Source organism: Umezawaea sp. Da 62-37 (assembly GCF_032460545.1).
Lineage (GTDB): Bacteria > Actinomycetota > Actinomycetes > Mycobacteriales > Pseudonocardiaceae > Umezawaea.
The window spans coordinates 7,657,756-7,681,491 of record NZ_CP135965.1; the positions used below are offsets into that span (position 1 = coordinate 7,657,756).

Below are 23,736 nucleotides of genomic sequence, written 5' to 3' on the forward strand. Positions count from 1 at the left end.
CGTGCCCCCAGAGTGCGCGCGCAGAACATCTAATCTACACCCCGGAAGGCCCTCTCAGCGCCGTACCTCGTGATGCGCGTAGGCCTTCAGCAACAATTCGGCCAACTGGCCGCGTTCCCCCGCCGTCAGGCCCTCGAACAGCCGGTCGTCGATCTCCGCGGCCACGCCGAGCCGCGCGCCCAGCCGCGTCCGCCCCGGTCCGGTGATCTCCACGGCGTACCGCCTGCGGTCCCGCGCGTCGCGGTGCCTGCTCGCGAGGTCGGCCCGCTCCAGGTCGTCGAGCAGCGTCACCAGGTCGCTCGCGTCGATGCGCAGCGCGTCGCTGATCTCCTTCTGCGAACACGGCCCGCTCTCCGCCAGCAGGGCCAGCACCGACACGTGCGGCGCCCGCAGGCCGTCCTCGCCGACCGCCGCGCTGATCCTCCTGGCCTGCTTGGACAGCTGGAGCACCAGGTAACCGGAGTGGCGCCGCAGCCGTTCGATGCTCATGGCGGCCAATCATAAGAACGCCCCATGATCGGACACCGCACGGATTGCCGGACCCGCAGGGGACGGCGGGCGGGCCGGAGGGCGGCGGCGACCACGCGGCCGCCCTCCGGGTCTACAGGGCGCTGTCCGCCAGCGCGTCCGCGACGTAGGTGCCGATGCCCGCCATGCCGCGCTCGTTCGGGTGCAGGGGAGCGGCGGCCGTCGTCGGCAGGAAGCCCTCGAACCAGCGGTCCGGGACCGGCGCGCACACGTCGTGCCCGGCACTGGGCGGCGCGATGTCCACGAACTCCGCGTCGTGCGCCGCGGCCTCGCTCGCGAACACGCCGTTGAGCCGGTCAACACCGGCCTGGAGGTAGTCGGAGTCGCGACCCCACAGCGGCTGCTCCGGGTAGCACCCGCCGGGCCGGATGTAGGTGCCGTAGCCGACCACCACGACCTCCGCCAGCGGCGAGCGGGCGTGGACGCCGTCCAGCACCGCCCCGAACTCCGCGGCGAACGCGTCGATCCTGACCGCGAGCCGATCGGTGCCGCCCGCGGTGAGCCGGGCCTCGCACGACACGCCGACGGGTTCGGGCAGCGGGTTCACGCAGCCGAGCGCCGTGGCCACCAGGCCGATGTCGTTGCCGCCGATGGTGAGCGTCACCAGGTCGGTCGTCGGGGTCAGCGCGTCGAACTGCGGCGGCACCGCCCCGAGGAACGTGGTCTGGCCGCCCTCGAGGTCGTCGGCCACGGCCCCCGAGCAGGTCACGTCGCGGAACGCCGCCACGCCGAGGGCCGAGGCCAGCACCGACGGCCAGTTCCGGGAGGACCGCAGGCAGCCGGGGCTCGACTCGTCCTGGTCCGGGATCAGCGGCCCGGAGGCCGCGGAGTCGCCGAGGGCGACGTACTCGGCGAAGCGCGGCGCGGCGGACGCCGTGCCGGTCGTGGCTGTGATGGACAACGCCGCCAACAGCACCGGTAGCAGCCTGCGCACGGATTCCTCCAGGGTGTCGCCAACTGGCCTCGATCACATGATGTGGCCAACACCGCTCCGGCGCGTCCGGGAGTCCACGCAGCACCCGATAGGGGTGCTTGGACGGGCACGGGCACACCTCGCTCGACGCGGGCACCGAGCTTTCGATCAGCCTTCGCCCTTCGATGGGGATGGCGCCGCCGCGGGATGGCGACCCGGTGCGGGTGCGGGACGAACTGGACCGGCCTGCCCGACACCACCCACGGCGCACCGCTGCCCAGCGGCACGTCCACCCGGACACGGCGGACCGCTGGTCGGTCGGTCGTCGCGCTGACTGGGCAGGGCTCCGGTCCACGGCGCACCGCCGCCCAGCGATGTCCACGCGGATACGGCGGACCGCAGGCCGCCGGGTCGTCCCGGTGACCGGGCAGGGTCACTGCCTACAGCGCGCCGCCGCTCAGCGGCACTTTCACGCGGACATGGCGGACCGCCGGCTGCCCGGTCGTCGCGCCAACCAGGGAGGACCCAGGCTCACGGCGCACCGGCCGCGCGGACACGGCGGACAGCCAGCCGCTTGGTCGTCGCGCCGACCGGGCAGGGCCCCGGCCCACAGCGCACCACCGCCCGGCCGCCCGGCAAGCCGCGCGTCCACCCGGACACCCGGACACGGCGTAACCCACCGGCCGCCTCCGGTCGTCACGCCGGACAGGCCCGGCCCCAACGCATCAGCCCCCCGCAGGCAGCACGCCGTGTGATCGGACTACCCCTGAAGGGCGGTACCGGCGGGGCAGCGGGGTGAACCGCTCCTGCCGGGCTCCGGTGCACGGCACTCTGGGCGGGTGAGGGATCTGCGTCGGGAGTTCGTGCGGCTGTGCCGGTGCGTGGTGACCGGGCCGAGGTGGCAGCTGGTGATCGTGGTCGTCGTGTCGGCCTGGTCGTGCGCGTGGATCCTCGGGCAGGTCGGGGGGACGCCGACCTCACCCCTCGCCGTCCTGCGCGGGCCCCTGGACTGGGCGGGCGTCCCCATCGGCTGGCTGGACGCGGTCGGCGGGTGGATCCGCGAGCGGCAGGACGTGCTCGCCGGGCTCGCGGTCGTGGCCGGGCTGCTCTGGGCGGTCACCACGGAGCGCGGCAGGCTGGCCGCCCCGACGGGCTGGTTCGCGGTGCTGGTCGCGGCCGAGGCGATCGGGTACGCGGCGGCGGTGCACCGGGCGCTGATCACCCTCGCGGTCGTGATCGGCGTGTTCGCCCTGCTGTCCTGCGCCGGGCGCCGGGCGTTCGTGGTCGACCGGATCGCGCTGCTGCCCAGGGGTGTCCTGCACGCGGGCGCGACGGCCGTGACGCTGTCGGCCGTGGTGCCGCTCATCGCGCCGGGCCTGCTCGTCGCCGGGCTCATGCGGCCGTACGTGACCCGGCCGCCGCGGCTCGACCCGACCCGGCCGCACATCCCCCGCCAGCGCGCCCGCCCGGCCGTGAGCCCGGCTGAGGAGCACCGCTCCGCCTGAGCGCGTGGAATCGCTCCCACGTATGGCTTCCGGGCATCCGGAGGCCTTCCAGGCCCTGGACTCCTGCCCGACCGGGCACTCGAACGGGTGTTACTGCCTGAAGTCACCCGATAGGGGGACGTGTCCAGGCGTGGCGTGGGCAAGTTCTCTGTAACAAAGGCCTCTCCGAGGTCGATAAGAACTTTCGCCCGTTCACCCGAAAGGTTCACATACCCGGATCGCCCTTTGTCGGCAGCCCCTGTAATGGGGGCCAAACGAGCGATGCAGGAGGAGGATACGGGTGGATTTCCACCGATTTGGATCACGCATGCGCAGGTGGCGAAGGGTGTGGACGCTCCGAGGAATGCGATAATGACTCACTGTCGGCCACTCACGAGTTAATCTCGTGGTGGCAAGGTGAAAATGCGGTACCCCCGAGCCAAGAGTCCAGGGAAAGTCGCGCTGGTCCTACTGGTCCGTAACTTTTAAGGATGCACACGTGCCTGACAATCCCGCCAGAGGACGACTCGCCAGAGTCATGCGTCGGCAGCCCGTCCAGCAGCGAGGGGCGGCGACCGTGACCGCGATACTGGACGCCTGCTCGACGCTGCTCAACGAGCAGGACTACGACGACATCACCACGGCGCGGATCGTCGAGCTGGCGGGCGTGCCGATCGGCTCGTTCTACCAGTACTTCCCGGACAAGCGGTCCGTCGTGCACGCGCTCGCGCTGCGCGGCATGGAGCAGTACCTGGCCGAGGTCGACGTCCTGTTCGAGGGCGGCACGCTGTCCGACGACTGGCGCGAGGCCATGGGCCAGGTCGTCGGCGTCTACATGCGGATGCTGGTCGACGTGCCCGGTTTCGGGCGGATCAGGTTCAGCGACCTGCTCGACGGGCACCGCCTCGACTCGAGCGTCGACCAGTACGAGCTGATGGCCGAGAGGCTGGCGGAGCTGTTCGTCGACCGGTTCGGCGCGCCGGGCGACGGGCCGGTGCGGCTGACGTTCCGGATGGCCGCGCAGACCGCGGACAGCCTGTTCACCCTCGCCTCCCAGCTCTCCGGCGACGACCGCTTCCACGTGCTGCGCAAGGCCGACCAGGTGATCTCCACGATGCTCGCCGAGGTGCTCGACCCGAGCTGACTTGCCCTTCCCCACGAGGTGGTGTGGGCTTGCCGGGTGACGAGCGACGAGTTCGACGTGATCGTGATCGGTGGCGGCCCGGTGGGGGAGAACGCGGCGGGGCGCACCGCCGCAGGAGGCCTGCGGACCGCTCTGGTGGAGGCCGAACTGTTCGGCGGCGAGTGCTCCTACTGGGCGTGCATGCCGAGCAAGGCGCTGCTGCGCCCCGGCCACGTGCTGGCGGCCGCCAAGCGGATGCCGGGCGTGCCGGTCGGCGACCGGCTGGACGCCGCGGCCGTGCTCGAACGCCGCACCGAGTTCACCTCCCACTGGGACGACGCCGGCCAGGTGGAGTGGGCCGAGGGCGCGGGCATCGTGCCCGTCCGCGGCCGGGGCGTGATCACCGGCGAGCGCGAGGTGACGGTCGGGGACCGGGTGCTGACCGCGCGCCGCGCGGTGGTGGTCGCGACCGGCAGCGCGCCACGGGTCCCCTCGCTGCCGGGGCTGTCCGACGTGCCGCACTGGTCTTCGCGCGAGGCGACCTCCGCGAAGGAGGTGCCCGCCTCCCTCGTCGTGCTCGGCGGCGGCGTGGTCGGCGTCGAGATGGCGCAGGCGTGGGCCGTGCTCGGCTCCGAGGTGACCCTGGTGATCTCCCAGGACCGGCCGCTGGCCAAGTTCGAGGACTTCGTCGGCGACCTGGTCGCCGACGGGCTGCGCGCCGACGGCGTGACCATCCACACGGGAGCGAAGGCGTCCTCGGTGTCCGAAGTGGACGGCGGCGTCGAGCTGACCCTCGGCGACGGCACGAAGGTCGTGGCCGAGCACCTGCTCGTCGCCACCGGCCGCGAGCCCGCCACGCGCGATCTCGGCCTGGAGGCGTTCGGCCTCAAGGCGGGCGACGCGCTGCCGGTCGACGACACCGGCCGGGTGTCCGGAGTGGACTGGCTGTACGGCTGCGGCGACGTCACGGGCCGCGCGCCGCTGACCCACCAGGGCAAGTACGCCGCCCGCGCGGTCGGCTCCGCGATCCTCGCCGACGCGCGCGACCCGGAGCCGTGGACGACCACCGCGGCCACCGCCGACCACACCGCCGTCCCGCAGGTGGTGTTCACCGATCCCGAGGTCGCGTTCGTCGGCCGCACCGCGGACCAGGCGCGCGCCGCGGGCCTCACGGTGAAGGTGGTCGACCTGGACATCGCCGTCGCCGGGTCCTCGCTGCACGCCGACGGGTACAAGGGCAAGGCGCGGATGGTCGTCGACGAGGACAAGCGGACCCTCGTCGGCGTCACGTTCGTGGGGCAGGACGTCGCCGAGATGCTGCACGCCGCCACGATCGCGATCGTCGGCGAGGTCACCGTGGACCGGTTGTGGCACGCGGTCCCGGCCTACCCGACGATCAGCGAGGTGTGGCTGAGGCTGCTGGAGTCCTACGGGCTGTGACCCGGTGGACGCGCCCGCGGTCCCGGTCGGACCGGGTATCTAAGCTGGTGGCGTGACCAGGGGCGTCGTCGTCATCGCGACAGCGGCGGCGCTCTGGTGCGCGTTCGTCATCGCGGCGACGTTCCGCCACGGCCCGCCGCCCTCGGCCCTCGCCGTGTACATCCCGGCGGTCCTCGTGCTGCCGGTCCTCCTGCACACCCTGTGGCGCACGGGCAAGGACGCCCTGCTGGCGATGGCGCTGGTGCCGAGACCGCTGCTGGTGCTCGGCCTGCTGGTCGCGCTGTTCGGCTGGCTGTTCGCGTTCGGCGCGCTGCACGGGCAGCCGGGCAGCGAGCGCGTCTGCACGTTCGCCGGCGTCGTGCTGGTGCTGCACGCGGTGTTCGGGATCATCGCGATGGGACTGGTGAAAGTGGACGAGAACCCCCACTTGCGCTGACCGGACGTCATTGCCCGGTGGGCAGGCGCAGCGCGCGCTCGGCCGCGGCGACGAGGTCGGCGTCGGTCGCGGAGGAGTCGCCGCCCGTCCACACCGCCTGGGCCAGCCGCACCTGCGTTCCCTTGACGCTGCTGGCGAAGGCGGAGCGGTCGAACGACCGGGGACCGCCCGGCCACTCCTTGCCGTCCTCGAGGAGCGTGGTGACGCCGCCGGAGCCCGCGGTCGCGGCGACCGCGTGCAGCTCTTGCGCGCTGGGCACGTCGACCAGCGCCACCTCGGCGACGGCCACGGCGATGTGCCGGTCGCCCACCGAGGTCTCGTACTGCGCCCGGTGCAGCGCGGTGCACGAGTGCGCCGCGAGCCAGGCCTGGACGTCGCCGAAGGCGTGCCCGGCGCAGTCGGCGTCGCGGCCGGTGCCCCGCGGGGTGAAGTTCGCGCCGTCCACGACGACCGTGGTCGGCATCGACTCCGATGTGACCGCGGGCGCGGTCTGCGGCGTCCCACCGGAGTTCGACGCGACCACGATGCCGATGACGGCCAGCAGGCAGACCAGTCCGGCCGCGAGGTAGGGCACCGCCTTCGGCAGCCGGGCGACGGTCCCCTTGACCGCGGTCGTCGCCGACGAGCCCCTGGCGGTCACCTTCGGCAGCAGCATCGTCTCGGCCGACGACAGGTCCACGGCGATCCGGTCGGCGAACCCCTCGGCCAACAGGTCCCGCGTCGACGGCGGGCCGCCGCTGGGGGACAGCACGGCCAGCAGCCTCGCCGCGTGCTCCACCGAGCACGGCCGGTCGCCGGTGGCCAGCTCGCGGACGGCGGCCAGCAGCGAGGTCGGTTTGGGGTGCAGCACCCGCACGCCCCGGTTGAGGTCCGCGGTCGGCTGGTCGACGTGGCCGACGTACGGCCCGACCGCGACGACGGTGGTGACCGGCAGCGGTTCGGCGCGCATGGCGTGGATCCGGGCGCCCACCGCGAGCGCCGCCTCCATCGCCTCGGCGGCCGGGCTGACCTCGCCGTCGGGCCGGTTGAGCGGCCAGCCGTCGATCTTCCACTTCCCGGACAGCGGCGCCTCCAGCCGCACGGCGGGGTCGGGCAGGTCCACCCCGACGATGACCACGACCCCGCGCGGCAGCACCACGACCGCCTCGACGGCACGGGGGCTGTCCGGGGGCTGGACACCCAGCAGCGCGAAGCCGCCGAGCACGGAATCGCCGACGCCCCAGGTGGTCAGGGCCGCGCGCACGTCCTTGCCGACGTCCGACGGCGACGCCCCCAGCCGGATCAGCCGCACGTGATCATCCACATCCACACGGTGCGACACGGTAGTCGCGCCGTGATCCGCCCGATCGCGAGGCACGGCCGCGGGCGCGCATCGCGATCGGGTCGCTACTCCTTGGGGCGCAACGACTACCGTCCGTGTGGAGCACTTGCCGCGGAGGCGCGCCGGTCGGATGATCACGTGAAGATCACGTGCCGATCCCCCGGTTTTGCCCAGGGGCTCCGGGATTTGGGCCGTCTGCACGCTCTTTAGGGTCAAAAGTCCTGTATCTGGGCCGCCGGGGTGGTGATCGCACTGGTTCTTCTGGCGGACAGCTCCGACAGCAGGCAGAATGGCCGAAGCGGGAATTCGCTTGATCGTCCGTTTCGACAGGCCGTAGGGGAAGACGTCCCTCGTCGAGTAGCGGAGGTCAGCTGTGAGCACCCGTGGCAGCACCAGTGGCGTGGTCTACGTCCACTCGTCGCCGTCTGCGGTCTGTCCGCACGTCGAGTGGGCTATCTCGGGCACCCTCGGTGAGCGAGTGGACCTCCGGTGGGCGGCACAGCCCGCGGCGCCGGGGCAGTTGCGCGCCGAATGCGCTTGGACCGGCGATGCCGGGACGGGCGGTAAACTCGTGTCCGCGTTGCGGGCGTGGCCGATGCTCCGATTCGAGGTGACGGAGGATCCGAGCGACGGCGTGGACGGCGAGCGTTTTTGCTTTGCCCCCGTGCTCGGCCTGTGGCATGCGCGAACCAGTGCCAATGGCGACATCGTGGTGTCCGAGGACCAGCTCCGCGCGCTCGCCCTGCGCAGTCGCGGTGGCGAGTCCTTCGCGCATGGCGTGGACGAACTGCTCGGCGCCGCGTGGGATGACGCGTTGGAGCCCTTCCGCCGTGCCGGTGACGGCGCGCCGGTGACCTGGCTGCACCGCGTCGGATGAGACTCCACGACCGAGAACCCCCGCATTGTGGAAAAGCGGGGGTTCTCGGCCGTCGGATGTTCATGAGAATTTTATGAGTGCGCCTCGTAATTAGCGGCGCTAAATCGAAGGGCGCGCGCTTTCGGCCGGAAGCCAGGCCTGCATGAGTTCCGCGTAAGCGGGCGAAGTCCGCACCAGGTCCACGTGCTCGCCCATCAGCGGCGGGCCGCCGTCCATCACCAGGACGCGCTTCGCGCGCAGCGCCGAGGAAAGCCGGTGCGCGATCACGACGAGAACGCCGCCGCGCCGCGCGAACGCCCGTTCCACCTTCACCTCGGCCGCCGGGTCGAGGTGCGAGGTCGCCTCGTCCAGGATCACCAGCTCCGCCGGGCAGGCGAACACCCGCGCCACCGCGAGGAGCTGGGCCTCGCCCGCCGACATCCCCGAACCCGCGTGGCCGAGCGCCCCGTCCAGCCCGCCCAGTCCGGCGACGAGGTCGGTCGCGCCCACCGCGTCGACCGCGGCCAGCAGTTCGGCGTCCGTCGCCTCCGGCGTGAGCAGCGCGAGGTTCTCCCGCACGGTCCCGGTGAACAGGTAGGTCTCCTGCGGGATCAACGCGATCCGCCGGTGCCGCACCGCGGGCCGCACCAGGTGCACCGGCACGCCGCCGAGCGCCACGGTGCCCGCGCGCGGGGCCATCAGCCCGGTCAGCAGCGCGGCCACCGTCGACTTCCCGATCCCGCTCGGTCCCACCACGGCCAGGTGGTCGCCCGGCGCGAGGTCCAGGTCGAGGTCGCGCACGACGGGTTCCGCGTGCTCGCCCCAGCCGAACGTCACCCCGCGCAGCGACACCTCGTGCCCGGCGGGCACCTCGTCACCGGCGGGGGGAGCGGGCGCGGGCGCGGCCTCGGAGAGCCTGCGCAGCGAGACCACCAGCCGCAGCACCACCGTGCTCGTCGTGTCGGCCAGCCGCCGCAGGGCGGGCTGCACGCTGGTGCTCAGGTACACCACGGCGCCCAGCACCGCGCCCGCCGTGAGCTGCCCGGACGCCACCTCCGCCGGGGCCGCCACCACCAGCAGCGCCAACGGCGCGAACCCGCCGACCGCGATCACCAGGCCGCGCAGGGAGTTCGCCCACGCGACCCGCACCGCCACGCCCGCCTGCCGGTCGATCGCGGCCGACACCTCCCCGCCCGCCTCCCGCTCGGCACCGCAGGCGACGACGTCGCGGATGCCGACGAGCACCGTGCCCGCCACCTCCGCGCTCCGCTCGTCGGCCATCACCTGCTCGCGCTGCCGCCGGGCCAGCGACGGCAGCAGCAGCGCGAACAGCACCAGCGCGATCACGACCGGCGACACCACCAACCAGGCCAGCCCCGCCACCGTCGTCACCAGCCCGACCAGCGCCGCGGCGGTGGTGACCAGCAGCGCGCGGGCCTGCACCAGCACACCCGCGGTCGCGTCGCGCACCACCTCGACGTGCCGGGTGATCCGCGCGACGGCGCTCGCGTCGGGCTGCCGCCGGTGCGACGCGCCGTCGTGCAGGACACCCCGCACGACCACGCCCACCAGCGCGTCCCGCATCGGCTCGATCACCGCGCCGAGGTGCTGGAACACCTGCCGCAGCCCGAATCCGCCGAGCACCGCGACCGCCGCGAACACCAGCAGCCAGCCGACGCCGACCAGCGGCCGCCCGACGGCGAACCCGCGGTCCACCGACAGCGCCACCAGCCGTCCGGACAGGAAGGCGGGCACGCCCTCCAGGACCGACCAGCCGAGCAGGACGAGCACGCCCCGCCGCTGACCGGCCAGGGCCCCGAGGTACAGCCGCAGCACGTCCATCAGGTTCCGCCTCCGGGGCACTCGGCTCGAACCGGTAATCCTTCGATCAACAGTCGTTCGTGGGCCACGGCGGCCGTCACTCGTCGCCTCCGGTGAACACGGCCCGGTAGGCGGGGTCCAGCCACAGCGCCTCGTGCGAGCCGGTGGCGCGCACCTCGCCGTCCACCAGCCACACCACGAGGTCGGCGCGGCGGGCGGTGGCGGCGCGGTGCGTGACGACGACCTTGGTCCGGCCCGGCAGGGCGGCCTCGATCGCCTTGTCCACGGTGGCCTCGGTGACCATGTCCAGGCTGGCGGTGGCGTCGTCGAGCACCAGGAGGTCCGGGTCGCGCGCGATGGCCCTCGCCAGGCCGAGGCGCTGCGCCTCGCCACCGGACAGCGGCGTGTCGGCCATGGGCGTGTCGTACCCCTGGGGCAGCCGCACGACCACGTCGTGGACCTGCGCGGCCTCGCACGCCGCGCGCACCCGCCGCTTCCCCGCGTCGGCGCCGTAGCGGATCGAGTCGCCGACGGTCGCGCCGAGCAGCGCGGGCCGTTCGAACGCGTAGCCCACCTCGCCGTCGCGCCGCACCTCGCCGCTGTCCGGTGTGGACAGTCCGCCGATCACGGCCGCCAGCACGGACTTCCCCGCGCCGGACCGGCCGACCACGGCGACGAACGTGCCCGCGGGGATCCGCAGGTGCACGTCGCGCAGCGCGCTCCCGACCGTCACGTTGTGCAGCTCCAGATCACCCGTCGACGCGGGCGCGGCCGGCGCGTCGCGGCGGGGCGGCGGGGTGTCGAGCACCTCGGCCAGCCGGGTCGCGCTCGCGCGGGTGCGGGCGAACGTCGTCAGCGCGGGCAGCTGGCCGACCACGCCCATGCCGAGCGCCACGTACCCCAGCGCCGCCAGCAGGTCGCCGATGGTCAGCCTGCCCGCGACGACGCCGAAACCCGCGGCGGTCAGCACGGCCAGCTCCACGGCGGGCAGCAGCAGCCCGGCCCGCCAGATCATCTTCGCCTGCGTGCGCCACATCCCGACGCCCGCCGCGGCGAGCGTCGGCAGCGGTCGCAGCACCCGCCGGGACTCCTGCTCGGCGGTGCCGGACGCGGCGATCGTGCGCAGGCCCGACACGGCGTCGAGCAGCCGGGCGGACAGCTCGCCCGACACCTCCTGGTAGGTGGCGACGTCGTCGGCGGTGAGCCGCATGTGCGTGCGCACCAGCAGCATCGCCAGCGGCACGCTGAGCAGGAACACCACGGCCAGCCGCCAGTCCATCAGCGCCAGCGCGACCACCGCGCCGACGGAGCTGAGGACCGTCACGGCCAGCACGATCATGATCACCGGGATGCCGCCCGCGATGGCGGAGTCGCCGGTCACCCTGCTGACCGCGTCCCCCGCCGCGAACGGCGACGGGTGGCCCAGTTCGAGCAGGTGGGCGGACACGCGGTGGCGCAGCCGGGCCGTGACCCTGGCGGTGATCGCCGCGGCCAGCACCACGCCGATCGCGTCGCCGACGACCTCGACGGACACCATCGACACCAGCCACAGCACGGTGGGGGAGTCGAAGCGGCCCGCGAGCGCCATGTCGACGGTGCTCGCCAGCGCCGCGGGCAGCAGCAGCCCCGCGGTCGTGGCCAGTGCCGCGTTCAGCACGAGCAGCAGCCAGCGGTGGTCGTACTTCGCCGCGTCGACCAGCAGCGCGTCGCCCGGTCGGGCCATCGCTGTTCCCTCCGGTGAGAGGTGGGCGCATCATGGGGAAGGGCCCGACGGCAGCCGCACCGATTCGTGGTCGGTCGCTACCGTCGGACCCTTGTGTCACGGGGTGAGCGGCACACTTCGCTTGTGCCGCTCACCCGGCCTCCGGGGTGAGACCTAGCAGAGGATCAGGCTCACGGTGGAGTGGCTGCAGGGGAGCAGCAGGCTCGCGTTGGAGGCCGTCGTGCTGCCACCGCCGCCGCCGTGGCCGCTCGCCATGGCGTTGGACGGGGCCTCGGGGGTCTCGAGCTCCTGCATGTCGAGGATGAATCCCATTGTCTTGCTCCTCTTCCGGCGAACTACTCGGGGTTACTGCTCCACCAGCCACACGGGGCCGGGGGTTCTAGGGGGTGGGCGCGGCTCCGAGGAACGGGAGGACTGATCCATCTCCGTCCAGCACGGACGCCAGCGCCAACAGGATTCCGGCACCGCCGGTGTTCAGGTCCATCGACAGCCTGCGCAGCTGGATTCCGGGGAACGCCAGGCCGCCCTGGTAGGGGACGGCGTGCCACGCGAGCGCGGCCAGGTGTCGTCGCATCGCCTGCTCGAACACCGGGTCGGGCTGCCGCCGCACGGCTTGGGCGAGCGTCGCGAGCAGACCCATCCGGCCGAGCGCGAGGCCGGGGTGGATCACGAACTCGCCCGCCGCGCCGCGCAGCAGGTCGGGAAGTCGGGTGACGCTCTCCGCGTCGGGTGCGTGCCGGGCGTAGGCGTTGAGCACCATGGCGATGCCGGCGCCGCCGACCTCGACGTAGGGGAGCGTGCGGAAGCCGCCGTCGCGCACCTGCGTCGAGCCGTCGAGCGCGACCATGCACTCGGCCAGGTCGCGGTCCAGCGCCTGCCCGGCCAGGTCGAGCCAGGAGCGGTCGCCGCTGTGCTCGAACAGCCGCAGGAACAGCAGCGCGGGCCCTGACCAGCCGTGCAGCAGACCGGCCTTCGCCTTCGGACCGGGCGGGGGCGCGAACTGGAGTTCCCGGCCCAGCCGATCCCCGATGTCGATCGACTGGGCCAGGAAGTCGTCGTCGTGACGGACGTCCGCGAAGTGCAGCAGGTTCAGCGCGACACCGGACAGGCCGCTGCCCAGCCCGTGGTCGACCGTTCCCGGCAGGGTCTTCGCGTACTCGGTGACCAGGTCGGTCGCCAGGTCGTGGTGGCCGAAGTTCTCCAGCACGTGCGCGATGCCGTGCGCGCCGGTGAAGAAACCGGGCTGCTTCGGCGGATCGCGCCGCACGGAGTCCTGGAGCCACTGCTCGTACTCGGGGAACCTGCCCTGCCCGCTGACGTGCAGGGCGTGCAGCACGCCCGCCGCGCCGTAGGCGAAGCACGCGCCGCCGACCTCGAACTGCTCGATGTCACCGGGGAACAGCCGGTCGGCGCGTTCGGGGGTGGCGCTGGCCAGGATGGCCGTCGCGATGTCCTTGCGGACCGCGCGCCAGTCGGGCTCCGGCTCGTCGAGCACCGTCCGCGCCGGCGCCGGGGCGACCTCGACGCGGGGCGTGAGCACCGAGCTGATCCGCTCGCGGTACTCGTCGGACAACCCGAACCGGCGCTGGATGAAGTCCAGGTGCGCCCCCAACCGCGACGGCGCCAGTTCCAGCACCTCGTTGAGCGGCAGGAACAGCCACAGCCGCAGCGCGGCGAGCGGGTACTCGTCGATCTCGAAGCCCTCGCGGTCGGGCGGGGCCTGGAAACCGGTGGCGCCGAGCGTCGGCTTGCGCGGGTCCTCCACGGTGGACGACAGCTCGAAGTCGATCAGCGACATCCCGTCGTCCTCGTCGAGCAGGACGTTGAGCGAGTGCAGGTCGCCGAAGACGACACCCCGCTCGTGCAGCGCGTGGATCGTGCGCTCCACCTTGTCCACCACGGCGAGGGCCCGCGTGCGGTAGTCGGCGAGCCGCTCCTCGTCCACCTCGTTGTGCGTCAGCGGGTAGTGCATCCCGAGCCACTGCCCGAGCGGACGGCCCGGCATGTACTCCATGGCCAGGAAGTGGTGCTCCCACACGGTGAAGCGGTCGTAGACCTGCGGCACACCGGCGAGCCCGTCCAGCCTGGTCAGGATCTTGAACTCGCGGTCGAGCCTGGCGACCGCGTCCACGTTCTCGCGATCCAGCCCCGCGTGCGGCCTCGCCTCCTTCAGCACCACCTCGGCGCCGTCGGCCTTGCGGGTCGCCAAGTACACGCCGCCGCCGTTGGAGAAGTGCAGCGAGCGCACCACGTTGTAGGGGAACTCGTCCGGGTCGCCCCCGTTGCGGGCGGCCAGGTGCGGCACCAGGAACGGCGGCAGCTCGACCCACTCGGGCACCCAGAAGTTCGGCTTGCGCTGGTCGGCCACGAGTTCGCCGTCCGGGCCCTCAATCGCCAGGACCTGCTTGCCGTCCTCCTCCAGCCACTGCTCGACGAACCCGCCGTAGCGCACGTGGAGCGGACCGGCGCCGAAGCGGAGGTCGCTGAGGATGTACGCGCCGTCCTCGCCGTCGAGCAGCGGGGCCAGCTCCACCAGGATCCGCTCCAGCTCGACCTCGTCGGCCGGGTAGATCGCGATCAGCTTGCCGCTCGCCTCGCGGGGTGCGTACTTCGAGTTGCGGGCCAGCACGATCGACCGGGTGCGCAGGTACTTGAAGGAGATCCGGTGCTCGACGCAGTAGTCGAAGGTGGTCTTGAGGACGCGGCCTGCGTTCGCCACGGTCGCCGACACGTGGATCTTCCAGCCCTGCTTTGCCAGGACGGCGCCCTTGGGGTGCAGGTGGCGCCAGATGTTCTTCTCACCCTGCGACCAGCCGTCCGGCAGCTCGGGGAGTTCACGGGAGAAATCGTCGACGGAGGTTTCCGCTTGGCTCTGGACGTCGTAGAAGTGACGATCCGCGAAGCAGTAGGCCTCATAGCGGAGATCCATCGGAATTACCTCCCCTGGAAGTTCGGATGTTCCCAACCCGTTAGTGGGACCGGCATATTCCCGCACAGTTCGCACAACGATTCCAATCCACCAGTCGGGCGACGCGCCGTAGACCGTTAGAGGGCCTAAATTCAATGACCTACCCTCACATTTACGACTCGCTGTCGACTGACTGAGGATGGGTTCACTCGATCGCGATGCCCGATGGTGCGTAACGCTCCCGCAACGCGCAGTTCATGAACTAAACGAAACCGATCGGTTCACGAAGCCGTACCGGCCTCTACCTGCGACATCCGGGTTTTGCGGCTGAAAAACAGATCGCATTTCACATGCCATCACCCTGCGTGCCCATTAGGCCTGTAGGGCGATGGCAAATATAGGGCCTTTAGCCCCGCCGAATTTGCCCGTTCGGCGGTACGGCCCAGCATTTGCCCAGGTCGCCAGAACAGCTCACGCGACCCGCCCTTCGACGATTGTTGCACTCTGCAAATCGCCATCGTGCGCACTCGTCGCGCCATCCGTCATGGCAATCGACCCGATAGGGGAATCAGTGTCCCCCGATCGATATTTATGAGGCCCCTCACGCGAAAATGGCGGATTGAACACGTACTCGTCACACTGTCGAGTGCATTAACGGGTTCACCCGAGCCATCCGGTAACGAGCAGCCGGTTCCGGACGACCAGCCCCGCTGTGGCACGCTCGAAACCGTGACGACCGACGAGCACAGGCGCCCCCGCGCCCGCTGGGTCCTGCCGACCGCCCTCCTGGTGGCCGTCGCCGCCGTCGCCGGGGGCTTCCTCGCCCACGACCTCTACCAGCACCCCACCAAACTCGGCGCCTCCGACCCCATCCCCTCCGCAAGCGCCTCCCCGAACCCGCTCCCACCCGCCGAACAACCCGGCGACCCCGCCGTCAAGCTCAGCGTCGACGCCGAACTCCACCCCGACGGCGAACGCGTCAAACTGCTGCTGCAGCGCTACTTCGACGCCATCAACAGCCGCGACTTCCAGACCTGGCGCACCACCGTCACCAAGGACGCGGGCCGCCCCTTCACCGAGGCCAAGTGGCAACACGACTACGAGTCCACCTACGACGGCACCGTCCTCGTGCAACGCGTAGAAGCCGCCTCCACCGAACGCCTACGCGCCATGATCAGCTTCACCAGCGTCCAGGACCCCACCAAGGCACCGCTGGAACTCCCCGTCAACTGCATCCGCTGGCACGTCGTCTACCCCCTGCGCGACGAAGACGGCACCCTCCGCGTAGACGCGGGCCCAGAGGGCTACACCCCCCAGTTCGAAGCCTGCTGACCAGAAGCACGGCAGCGGCCAGCAGCTCTCTCCACCCAACAAGCCTGCCCACCGCAACGGCACCGAGCAGACCGCCGAGGGCCGAAAAGAGGGGCCCCAAGTCAAGCTGGCCGCACCCGGAGAACGGCGGCTCCGACACCCGGTGTCGAGCCGCTGCAAAACAACACCCCGCAACCCACCACGGCACCCCCCCCGCAAAACCCAAAAACCCGGCCCCACACCCCCGCCCCTGTCACGCCAACGGCGGAGCCCAGGGCGGGCATGTGCGACCGGGTTTCCGGCACGCAGCGACCTACGCGGGCGTGAACGCCAATGCGACGTTGTGCCCACCGAACCCGAACGCGTCGTTCACGGCGGCGTCCAGCTTCACCTTCCGCGGCTCCCCTGCCACCACGTCCAGCTCCACCGCCGGATCCAGGTTGTCCAGGTTGAGCGTCTGCGGGACCACGCTGTCCCTGATCGACAGCAGCGTGATGATCGCCTCCACGGCTCCCGCCGCACCCAGCAGGTGGCCAAGCGCGCCCTTCGGGGCGTTCAGCACCGGGTGGTCGCCGATCGCCTTGCGGATGGCGACCGTCTCGGCGACGTCGCCCACCGGGGTGGACGTGGCGTGGCAGTTGACGTGGCCGACGTCGCTTGGGTCGAGCCCGGCCGTCCGCAGGGCGGAGGCGATGGCCCTGGCCTGTCCCGTGCCCTCGGGGTCGGGGGCCGTGATGTGGTAGCCGTCGGAGCTGGTGCCGATGCCCGCGAGCCGTCCGTAGACCTTGGCGCCGCGCGCGGCGGCGAAGTCCGCGCGTTCCAGCACCATGATCCCGGCACCCTCACCGAGGACGAACCCGTCGCGAGCGGTGTCGAACGGCCGCGAGGCCTTCTCCGGCTCGTCGTTGCGGGTGCTCATCGTGCGCGCCTGCGAGAAACCGGCCACCGGGATGGCGCAGATGCACGCTTCCGCGCCTCCGGCCACCACGACGTCGGCCTCACCGGTGCGGATCATCCGCCACGCCCACGCGAGCGCCTCGGCGCCCGACGCGCAGGCCGACACCGGGGCGTGGACCCCGGCGCGGGCCTTGAACTCCAGGCCCACGTGCGCGGCCGGGCCGTTGGGCATCAGCATCGGGATGGTGAGGGGCGAGACCTTGCGCAGGCCGTGCTGCTCGAGCAGGTCGTCCTGGTTCAGCAGCGTCATCGCGCCGCCGATGCCGGTGCCGACGATGACCGCCAGGCGGTCCTTGTCGACGGTGTCGTCGCTGTGACCGGCGTCCTTCCACGCTTCGCGGGCGGCGATCATCGCCACCTGCTCGCTGCGGTCCAGCCGCCGGGCCTCGACCCTGGGGAGCACGTCGGTGGGGTCGACCGCGAGCTGCGCGGCGATCCGCACCGGCAGGTCGAAGTGCTTGACCCAGTCCATGTCGTTGGTCGACACGCCGCTGCGACCGGCGAGCAGCGCGTCCCAGGTGGAGGCGACATCGCCACCGAGCGGGGTGGTGGCACCCAGCCCGGTGACGACGACGTCGTGATTTGTGGTCATGCCTTGCTAGCGATGTAGGTCACCGCATCGCCCACGGTCTTGAGGTTGGCCAGCTCGTCGTCCGGGATCTTCACGCCGAACTTGTCCTCGGCCTGCACGGCGATCTCCACCATGGACAGCGAGTCGATGTCCAGGTCGTCCACAAAGGACTTCTCGACCGTCACGTCGTCAGCTGCGACACCGGCGACCTCTTCGACGATCTCGGCAAGCCCCTTCTGGATGTCCTCGTTGCTCACTGAAAGTCCCTTCCTTCTTGCTGTGGACGGCGGGGACGGCAGTCCCGTTCCCGCCGGGGCACTGATGGGGAGTCCGCTCACGGACACCGGACGACCTGTCCCGCGTAGGACAGGCCCGCTCCGAAGCCCATGAGCAGCACCACGTCACCGCTGGAGATCTCGCCTGCCGCCCGCATGTGGTCGAGCGCCAGCGGGATCGACGCCGAGGACGTGTTGCCGGACTCCACGATGTCACGCGCGATGACCATGTCCTCACGCGCACCCTTGCTGCGCAACCGCTTCGCGATGGCCTCCACGATGCGCAGGTTCGCCTGGTGCGGCACGAACACGTCCACGTCGGACAGCTCCAGGCCCGCCAGCTCGACCGCCCGGATCGCCACGGGGGCGATCTGGGTGGTCGCCCAGCGGAAGACGGCCTGGCCCTCCTGGTGGATCGAGGAGTGGCGATCGGCGATGGCGATGGAGTCCGCCATCTCGCCCGCGCTGCCCCAGGCGACCGGGCCGATGCCCGGCTCGTCGCCGGGACCGACCACGACGGCGCCCGCCGCGTCGGCGAAGATGATCGCGGTGGAGCGGTCCGTCGGGTCCACCCAGTCGGTGAGCTTCTCGGCGCCGATCACCAGCACGTTGCGGGCGCTGCCCGAGCGGACCATGTCGGACGCGGTCGCCAGCGCGTAGCAGAACCCGGCGCACGCGGCGTTCACGTCGAACGCGGGCGCGGCGGTCACGCCGATGCGCTCGGCGACCTGCGCCGCGGCGTTCGGGATCGGCGACGGCATGGTGCAGGTCGCGACGATCACGGCGTCGACGTCGGTGGGGGCGAGGCCGGAGTCGGCGATCGCCTTCGCGCCCGCCTCCACGGCCATGTCGGTGAGCTTCTCGTCCTTGCCCGCGAACCGGCGGCTCACGATGCCGACGCGGTCGCGGATCCACTCGTCCGAGGTCTCCATGACCTTCGCCAGGTCGTGGTTGGTGACGATGGTCTCGGGCTGGTAGCTCCCGATGCCGAGGATGCGCGTCCCGGCGGGGCCCGCCGGGAGTGTGATGGAGGTCATCGACCGGCCTCCGCGGTGGCCAGGAGCTCGGCGACCTTGTCGAGGTGCTCCGGAGTCTTCAAAGCCAAGGTGGGGGTGCCCTTCAACTCTCGCTTGGCCAGACCCGTCAGCGCGCCCGCGGGGGGCAGTTCGACCACCGCGTGCACGGCGTGCCCGGCCATGGTGGCCTGGCAGGTGTCCCACCGAACCGGGCGGGTCACCTGGGAGATCAGCCGGCGCAGCACGTCCGCGCCGTCGGTGACGATCGTGCCATCGGCGTTGGAGAGCAGCGGCAGCACCGGGTCCTTGGTGACGATGCCCGCGGCGCGGGTGCGCAGCGCCTCCTCGGCCGGGGCCATGTAGGAGGTGTGGAACGCGCCCGCGACCTGCAGCTTGCGGATCTTCGCGGTGCCGGGGGGCGACTGCACCAGCGCGTCGATCGCGTCGAGCGATCCCGCCGCGACGATCTGGCCCGCGCCGTTGCGGTTGGCGGGCGCGAGGTCCAGTTCGGCCAGGCGGGCCAGCACCTCGGCCTCGTCGCCGCCGAGCACGGCGGCCATGCCGGTCGGGTGCAGCGCGCACGCGGCGGCCATCTCGGCCCCGCGGACCGCGGCCAGCGCCACGGCGTCGTCGGTGCTGAGCACGCCCGCCATCGCGGCGGCGGCCAGCTCGCCGACGGAGTGCCCGCCGATGATCGTGTCCGGGGGCAGTTCGACCCGGCGGCGCAACTCCTCGAACGCGAGCAGCGCGAGCGCCACGACGAGCGGCTGGGTGATCGAGGTGTCCTTGATCTCCTCGGCCTCGGCGGTCGTGCCGAGGCGCACCAGGTCGAGGCCCGTCACGGCGGACCAGGCGGCGACCCGCTGCTCGGCGCCGTCGAGTTCGAGCCACGGGCCGAGCATGCCGGGAGTCTGCGAACCCTGTCCGGGGGCGAGGAGTGCGATCACAGTGCAACTGAACACGGTCGGGGGCGTTCGCAGTGATGCCGTTGTCGACGAAGTCCTGGGGATCTATTTGTAGGGTTCCGACAAAGATTGCCCCGACATGTCCGGAGAACGTCGTCGCGTGTTGTGCACAGCGACCTGTGTCACCTATTGGCGGGTGCGGTGTCGGTCACACCCGCCCGGCGCAAAGCGACATTCGGCGGCACATCACCACAGACCGCGCGCCTTCGCCAGCCGCCCCACCGACAGCGCGATGCGCAGCACGAGGGCGTCCCGCGCGTCGTGCGCGTTGCGGCCCGTCAGCTCGGTGACCCGGCGCAGGCGGTAGCGCACGGTGTTCGGGTGCACGAACAGCTTCCGCGCGCACGTCTCCAGCACCCCGCCGACCTCGAGGAACGTGTCCACGGTCTCCAGCAGCGACCCGCTGGCCTCCTCGAGCGGCCTGGCGATCCGGTCGACGAGCTGCCACTCGGCCTCCGGGTCGCCCGCGAGCGCCCGTTCCGGCAGCAGGTCGAGCGACCGCACGGGCCTGGGCGCGGTGGGCCAGCCGACGACCGCGCGCAGCCCGGACAGCGCGTCGCTGGCGCTGCGGTGCGCCTCCGCGAGGCTCGCCACGGTCGGCCCGGCGACCACCGCGCCCTCGCCGAACGCCTCGGCGATCCTGCCCAGCACGTCGCCGTCGTCGGTCTCGCCGCCCAGCACCACCACCAGCCGCGACCCCTGCACGCTCAGCAGCACCGGACGGGAGCTGCGGGCGGCCCGGCTGCGCACCTCGTAGACGACCGCGGGCGGGTCGTCCGACGGCGGGTTGCCCACCAGCACGGTCGCCTCCGCCGCCGGGTCCCAGCCGAGCGCGGCCGCGCGGGACAGCAGCGACTCCTCGGCGTCCCCGCGCACGATCCCGTCGACGACGAGGGCCTCCAGCCGGGCGTCCCACGCGCCGCGCGCCTCGGCGGCGGCCGCGTACGACGTGGCCGCGGAGAAGGCGATCTCGCGCCCGTACCTCAGCACGCCCTCGGTGAGCCGCGCCCGTTCCGCGTCGTCGGCGGCGAGCCCCGGCAGCTGCTGCTCGAACAGCTCCAGCGCGATCCGCACCAGTTCCACGGTCTGCCGCAGGCTCACCCAGCGGGAGATGTCCTTGGGCGCCGAGCGGAACGCCTCGGCGGTCAGCCGGATCGCCTGGCGGGGGTCGTCCAGCCAGGACACGAACCCGGCGACCCCGTTCTGGATGAGCAGCAGCACGCTCGCGCGCTGGTCGGCGGGCATCCGCCGGAACCACGGCAGCCTGCGCTCCATCTCCGACACGCTGGACGCGGCCAGGTCGCCCGACGCGCGTTCGAGGTCGCGCAACGTCGAGCGGGACAGCTCAGGCCAAGCCTGCTGCCCTTCGACGCCGGCTGGGCTGGTCATGCCGTCAACGATCGCACGTCGCGCCCGGAGATCACCGCAACGGGTGACACAAGCGTTCGCTGCGGGGCGAACGGTCCTAACGTCCGGTGGGTGCGCTCATCAACGGGACATCGGTACTCGCGGAGGCTCCTCGCAGCGGGGCTGGCATCGCTCGTGGTCCTCGTGACCTCGGCGGTGCCTGCGCCGGCGGTGCCCCCCGATCCGCTGGCGGAGTTCCACGACCAGACACCGGCCTGGACGCCGTGCGAGGGCGGCCTGGAATGCGCCTCGGTCGTCGTGCCGCTGGACTACGCGGATCCCGGACTGGACCGCATCTCGTTGGCGATCAGCCGCCGGAAGGCGACGGGGCAGCCGCGCCTCGGTGTGCTGGTCGCCAATCCCGGCGGCCCCGGCGGGTCCGGTCTGCGGATGCCCGCCTACCTCTCCAAGACCGCGGCGGCCAAGTCCTACGACCTGATCGGGTTCGATCCGCGGGGCGTCGGCGACTCGACCGCGCTCACCTGCCGGGTGAAGCCGGAGATCGCGACCGTGGACTCGCGGCCGCCGGACTCGGAGTTCCCGAAGTGGACAGCGGAGGCGCACGCCGTCGAGGACGCCTGCCAGGCGTCGGGGGGCGGCATCCGGAGGTTCGTCAACACCGAGAGCACCGCGCGGGACCTGGACGTGATCCGGGAGGTGCTCGGCGAGCAGCGGATCAACTACCTCGGCTACTCCTACGGCACCTACCTCGGCGCCGTCTACGGCACGCTCTTCCCCGACCGCCTCGACCGCAGCGTCCTGGACTCCTCGGTGCACCCGGAATGGCTGTGGCGCCAGCAGGCCAAGGGGCAGGCGATCGCCACCCGGCGCAACGTCGAGCAGTGGGCGGACTGGGCGGCGCTGCACGACGGCGACCTCCGGCTCGGCCGTTCCGGCGCCGAGGTGATGGCCCTGGTCGAGAAGGCGTCGGCCAGGCTGGCCGTCGACCCGGTCGGCGGGCACACCAGGACCGAGTTCGACGCCGCCGTGGGCGTCGGCGCCCGCTACCGTCCGCTGTGGACGGAGCTCGGGCGCATCGTCGGCGGGTTGACCACCGGCACCGACCCGAAGGCCGCGGTCGAGCAGAGCGCGAGGTTCGCCGCCGCGGCCGCGGGCGAACTCCAGTCGGGCGTCTTCGACACCGTCACCTGCGAGGCCGACTGGCCGCGCGACCTGGAGACCTACTACGAGGACATGCGGGTGTTCCGCGACCGCTACCCCTACGGCCTCGGCGTCCTGCGCGCCGCGCCGACCGCGTGCACGTTCCGGTCGTTCACGCCGCCGGGTCCGATGGTCCAGCTCAAGCGCGACGGCTACCCGGTCGGCCTGGTCGTGCAGGCCGAGGGAGACTCGCAGACGCAGTACGAGGGCGGCCCGGCGATGGCGAGTCGGTTGGGCGACAACCTGATCACCGTGCTGGACGAGGGCAAGCACGGCCTCTACGCCAGTGGGAACGCGTGCGTGGACGCGGCCGTGGACCACTACCTCGTCGACGGCGTGCTCCCGGCGAGTTCGTCGACCTGCCCCGGCGACCCCCGGCCGGACCCGTCGCGGCCGTCCGAGCGCTCGGTCGAGTCCTTCCTGGACACCGCGGGACTCCCCGGCCGATCGACCGGTTGACGAAAACCGCCCGGCGCGGACGACAGCGCCGGGCGGTTTCCCTCTCCCCGGTCCCCACCGGTCCGTCCACTGTGAACCGGGTCCGCGGGAATCGCCACTCGGTCACCCTTTCGTGCCCGTGCGTCGAATTGCCGAGTGGTACCGCTTCGGGAAACCATTTCCGGGTCAGTGGATCAAGCCGTTGACGGAAGCTTGGAGGCGTCGTGGGTTCCCAGATCACCGAAGGTCTTGGCCAGGCCTGGGCCATGATCGCCACGTTCGTGCCGAAGCTGCTCGGCTTCGCGCTCGTCATGGTGATCGGTTGGTTCATCGCCAAGGCGCTGTCGAAGGCGGTCGGCTTCCTGCTGAAGCGGGTCTCGTTCGACCGCCTGGTCGAGAGGTCCGGTCTCGGCAGGATGACCGAGCAGTCGTCCTTCGACGCGTCCGGTCTCATCGTCAAGCTCGTCTACTACTTCGTGCTGCTGATCGCGCTCCAGATGGCGTTCGGCGTCTTCGGCACCGGCAACGCGGTGAGCGCCCTGCTCAACGACGTGATCGCCTACCTGCCGCGCATCGTGGTGGCGCTCGTGCTCGTGCTCGTCGCCTCGGCGATCGGCAACGCCCTGCGCGGCCTGGTGACCGGCGCGCTGGGCGGCCGGTCGTACACGAAGGCGCTCGCCAACACCACCTACGGCTTCATCGTCGCGCTGGGCGTCATCGCGGCGCTCAACCAGCTCGGCATCGCCGTCTCGGTGACCATGCCGGTGCTGATCGCCGTGCTCGCCACGGTGGCGGGCGTCGTCATCATCGGCGTCGGCGGCGGTCTGGTCCGCCCGATGCAGCAGCGCTGGGAGGGCTGGCTGACCCGCGCGCAGGACGAGGTGGCCCGCACCGCCCCGGAGCCGCGCCGCTCGCAGGAGCCGGTCACGGCGGGCGCCCGTCGTCGCACCTCCGCGCAGCAGTCGGCCTCGGAGGCCCCGACGCCGCCCGCGGGGATGCCGATCACGCCCGGCGACTAGTCCCGACGTGACCACGAGGGCCGTTCCGCGCCGCGGGACGGCCCTCGTGGCGTTCAGGGCCCG

General features: G+C 72.0%; 20 protein-coding genes. 8 read left to right on the top strand and 12 right to left on the bottom strand.

Going from position 1 to position 23,736, the window contains the following annotated elements; genetic code table 11:
* Positions 1-54: 54 nt before the first annotated feature.
* Both RM788_RS35365 and RM788_RS35370 read right to left on the bottom strand, forming a co-directional pair.
* Positions 55-489: a MarR family winged helix-turn-helix transcriptional regulator gene (locus RM788_RS35365; protein WP_315923287.1), complete on the bottom strand. Its 435-nt coding sequence runs from the start codon at positions 487-489 to the stop codon at positions 55-57.
* Between the two features lie 112 nt (positions 490-601).
* A complete protein-coding gene (locus RM788_RS35370; protein ID WP_315923289.1) occupies positions 602-1,462 on the bottom strand; it encodes an SGNH/GDSL hydrolase family protein in 861 nt (286 codons plus the stop codon).
* Between the two features lie 818 nt (positions 1,463-2,280).
* On the opposite strand from RM788_RS35370, the gene RM788_RS35375 reads away from it, so the two are divergent.
* The 4 genes from RM788_RS35375 to RM788_RS35390 all read left to right on the top strand — a co-directional run bounded on the left by RM788_RS35375 (position 2,281) and on the right by RM788_RS35390 (position 5,924).
* Positions 2,281-2,946, top strand: coding sequence for a hypothetical protein (locus RM788_RS35375; protein ID WP_315923291.1), 666 nt, complete (start codon positions 2,281-2,283; stop codon positions 2,944-2,946).
* A gap of 556 nt (positions 2,947-3,502) precedes the next feature.
* Positions 3,503-4,069, top strand: a complete 567-nt coding sequence (locus RM788_RS35380) for a TetR/AcrR family transcriptional regulator (RefSeq protein ID WP_315923293.1) — start codon at positions 3,503-3,505, stop codon at positions 4,067-4,069.
* Between the two features lie 36 nt (positions 4,070-4,105).
* On the top strand, positions 4,106-5,488 hold the full coding sequence (locus RM788_RS35385; protein WP_315923295.1) for a dihydrolipoyl dehydrogenase family protein: 1,383 nt from the start codon (positions 4,106-4,108) through the stop codon (positions 5,486-5,488).
* 52 nt (positions 5,489-5,540) lie between these two features.
* On the top strand, positions 5,541-5,924 hold the full coding sequence (locus RM788_RS35390) for a hypothetical protein (protein ID WP_315923297.1): 384 nt from the start codon (positions 5,541-5,543) through the stop codon (positions 5,922-5,924).
* 7 nt (positions 5,925-5,931) lie between these two features.
* Here RM788_RS35390 and RM788_RS35395 read toward each other — a convergent pair whose 3' ends face one another.
* Positions 5,932-7,227, bottom strand: coding sequence for a hypothetical protein (locus tag RM788_RS35395; RefSeq protein WP_315923298.1), 1,296 nt, complete (start codon positions 7,225-7,227; stop codon positions 5,932-5,934).
* Positions 7,228-7,618: 391 nt separating this feature from the next.
* Between RM788_RS35395 and RM788_RS35400 the strand changes: the two genes are divergently transcribed.
* Positions 7,619-8,122 (top strand): DUF3145 domain-containing protein, encoded by a 504-nt coding sequence (locus RM788_RS35400; RefSeq protein ID WP_315923300.1) that lies wholly within the window; start codon positions 7,619-7,621, stop codon positions 8,120-8,122.
* Between the two features lie 99 nt (positions 8,123-8,221).
* On the opposite strand, the gene RM788_RS35405 is transcribed toward RM788_RS35400, so the two are convergent.
* The 4 genes from RM788_RS35405 to lanKC form a co-directional block, all read right to left on the bottom strand.
* Positions 8,222-9,943, bottom strand: a complete 1,722-nt coding sequence (locus RM788_RS35405; protein ID WP_315923302.1) for an ABC transporter ATP-binding protein — start codon at positions 9,941-9,943, stop codon at positions 8,222-8,224.
* Positions 9,944-10,019: 76 nt separating this feature from the next.
* Positions 10,020-11,645: an ABC transporter ATP-binding protein gene (locus RM788_RS35410; protein WP_315923304.1), complete on the bottom strand. Its 1,626-nt coding sequence runs from the start codon at positions 11,643-11,645 to the stop codon at positions 10,020-10,022.
* 153 nt (positions 11,646-11,798) lie between these two features.
* Complete coding sequence (locus RM788_RS35415) at positions 11,799-11,957, bottom strand: SapB/AmfS family lanthipeptide (protein WP_315923306.1); 159 nt, start codon at positions 11,955-11,957, stop codon at positions 11,799-11,801.
* A gap of 67 nt (positions 11,958-12,024) precedes the next feature.
* The gene (lanKC, locus tag RM788_RS35420; RefSeq protein WP_315923308.1) at positions 12,025-14,574 is read right to left on the bottom strand and encodes a class III lanthionine synthetase LanKC; all 2,550 of its coding nucleotides are present in this window, start codon (positions 14,572-14,574) and stop codon (positions 12,025-12,027) included.
* 708 nt (positions 14,575-15,282) lie between these two features.
* Between lanKC and RM788_RS35425 the strand changes: the two genes are divergently transcribed.
* Positions 15,283-15,885 carry a hypothetical protein gene (locus RM788_RS35425; protein ID WP_315923310.1) on the top strand — a complete coding sequence of 201 codons (603 nt, stop codon included), beginning with the start codon at positions 15,283-15,285 and terminating at the stop codon, positions 15,883-15,885.
* Positions 15,886-16,177: 292 nt separating this feature from the next.
* On the opposite strand, the gene RM788_RS35430 is transcribed toward RM788_RS35425, so the two are convergent.
* The 5 genes from RM788_RS35430 to RM788_RS35450 form a co-directional block, all read right to left on the bottom strand.
* Positions 16,178-17,413 carry a beta-ketoacyl-[acyl-carrier-protein] synthase family protein gene (locus RM788_RS35430; RefSeq protein WP_315923312.1) on the bottom strand — a complete coding sequence of 412 codons (1,236 nt, stop codon included), beginning with the start codon at positions 17,411-17,413 and terminating at the stop codon, positions 16,178-16,180.
* Positions 17,410-17,649, bottom strand: a complete 240-nt coding sequence (locus RM788_RS35435; protein WP_106195628.1) for an acyl carrier protein — start codon at positions 17,647-17,649, stop codon at positions 17,410-17,412. Before RM788_RS35435 ends, RM788_RS35430 begins: the two co-directional genes overlap by 4 nt.
* A 77-nt stretch (positions 17,650-17,726) precedes the next feature.
* The gene (locus RM788_RS35440; RefSeq protein WP_315923316.1) at positions 17,727-18,704 is read right to left on the bottom strand and encodes a beta-ketoacyl-ACP synthase III; all 978 of its coding nucleotides are present in this window, start codon (positions 18,702-18,704) and stop codon (positions 17,727-17,729) included.
* Complete coding sequence (locus RM788_RS35445; protein ID WP_315923318.1) at positions 18,701-19,630, bottom strand: ACP S-malonyltransferase; 930 nt, start codon at positions 19,628-19,630, stop codon at positions 18,701-18,703. The genes RM788_RS35440 and RM788_RS35445 overlap by 4 nt, the downstream gene beginning before the upstream one ends.
* A 204-nt stretch (positions 19,631-19,834) precedes the next feature.
* Entirely contained in the window at positions 19,835-21,037 is a 1,203-nt protein-coding gene (locus RM788_RS35450) for a PucR family transcriptional regulator (RefSeq protein WP_315923321.1), read from the bottom strand.
* Between the two features lie 189 nt (positions 21,038-21,226).
* Between RM788_RS35450 and RM788_RS35455 the strand changes: the two genes are divergently transcribed.
* Together RM788_RS35455 and RM788_RS35460 are read left to right on the top strand one after the other, a co-directional pair.
* Positions 21,227-22,675 (top strand): alpha/beta hydrolase, encoded by a 1,449-nt coding sequence (locus RM788_RS35455; protein WP_315923323.1) that lies wholly within the window; start codon positions 21,227-21,229, stop codon positions 22,673-22,675.
* A 203-nt stretch (positions 22,676-22,878) separates the two neighbouring features.
* Positions 22,879-23,673: a mechanosensitive ion channel family protein gene (locus tag RM788_RS35460; RefSeq protein ID WP_315923325.1), complete on the top strand. Its 795-nt coding sequence runs from the start codon at positions 22,879-22,881 to the stop codon at positions 23,671-23,673.
* Positions 23,674-23,736 lie beyond the last annotated feature (63 nt).

What these genes read in the sequence shown, in the direction of transcription:
- RM788_RS35365 (WP_315923287.1), bottom strand. Translation starts at nt 489, where the DNA reads ATGAGCATCGAACGGCTGCGGCGCCACTCCGGTTACCTGGTGCTCCAG.
- RM788_RS35405 (WP_315923302.1), bottom strand. Translation starts at nt 9,943, where the DNA reads ATGGACGTGCTGCGGCTGTACCTCGGGGCCCTGGCCGGTCAGCGGCGG.
- RM788_RS35410 (WP_315923304.1), bottom strand. Translation starts at nt 11,645, where the DNA reads ATGGCCCGACCGGGCGACGCGCTGCTGGTCGACGCGGCGAAGTACGAC.
- RM788_RS35415 (WP_315923306.1), bottom strand. Translation starts at nt 11,957, where the DNA reads ATGGGATTCATCCTCGACATGCAGGAGCTCGAGACCCCCGAGGCCCCG.
- lanKC (WP_315923308.1), bottom strand. Translation starts at nt 14,574, where the DNA reads ATGGATCTCCGCTATGAGGCCTACTGCTTCGCGGATCGTCACTTCTAC.
- RM788_RS35430 (WP_315923312.1), bottom strand. Translation starts at nt 17,413, where the DNA reads ATGACCACAAATCACGACGTCGTCGTCACCGGGCTGGGTGCCACCACC.
- RM788_RS35440 (WP_315923316.1), bottom strand. Translation starts at nt 18,704, where the DNA reads ATGACCTCCATCACACTCCCGGCGGGCCCCGCCGGGACGCGCATCCTC.
- RM788_RS35450 (WP_315923321.1), bottom strand. Translation starts at nt 21,037, where the DNA reads ATGACCAGCCCAGCCGGCGTCGAAGGGCAGCAGGCTTGGCCTGAGCTG.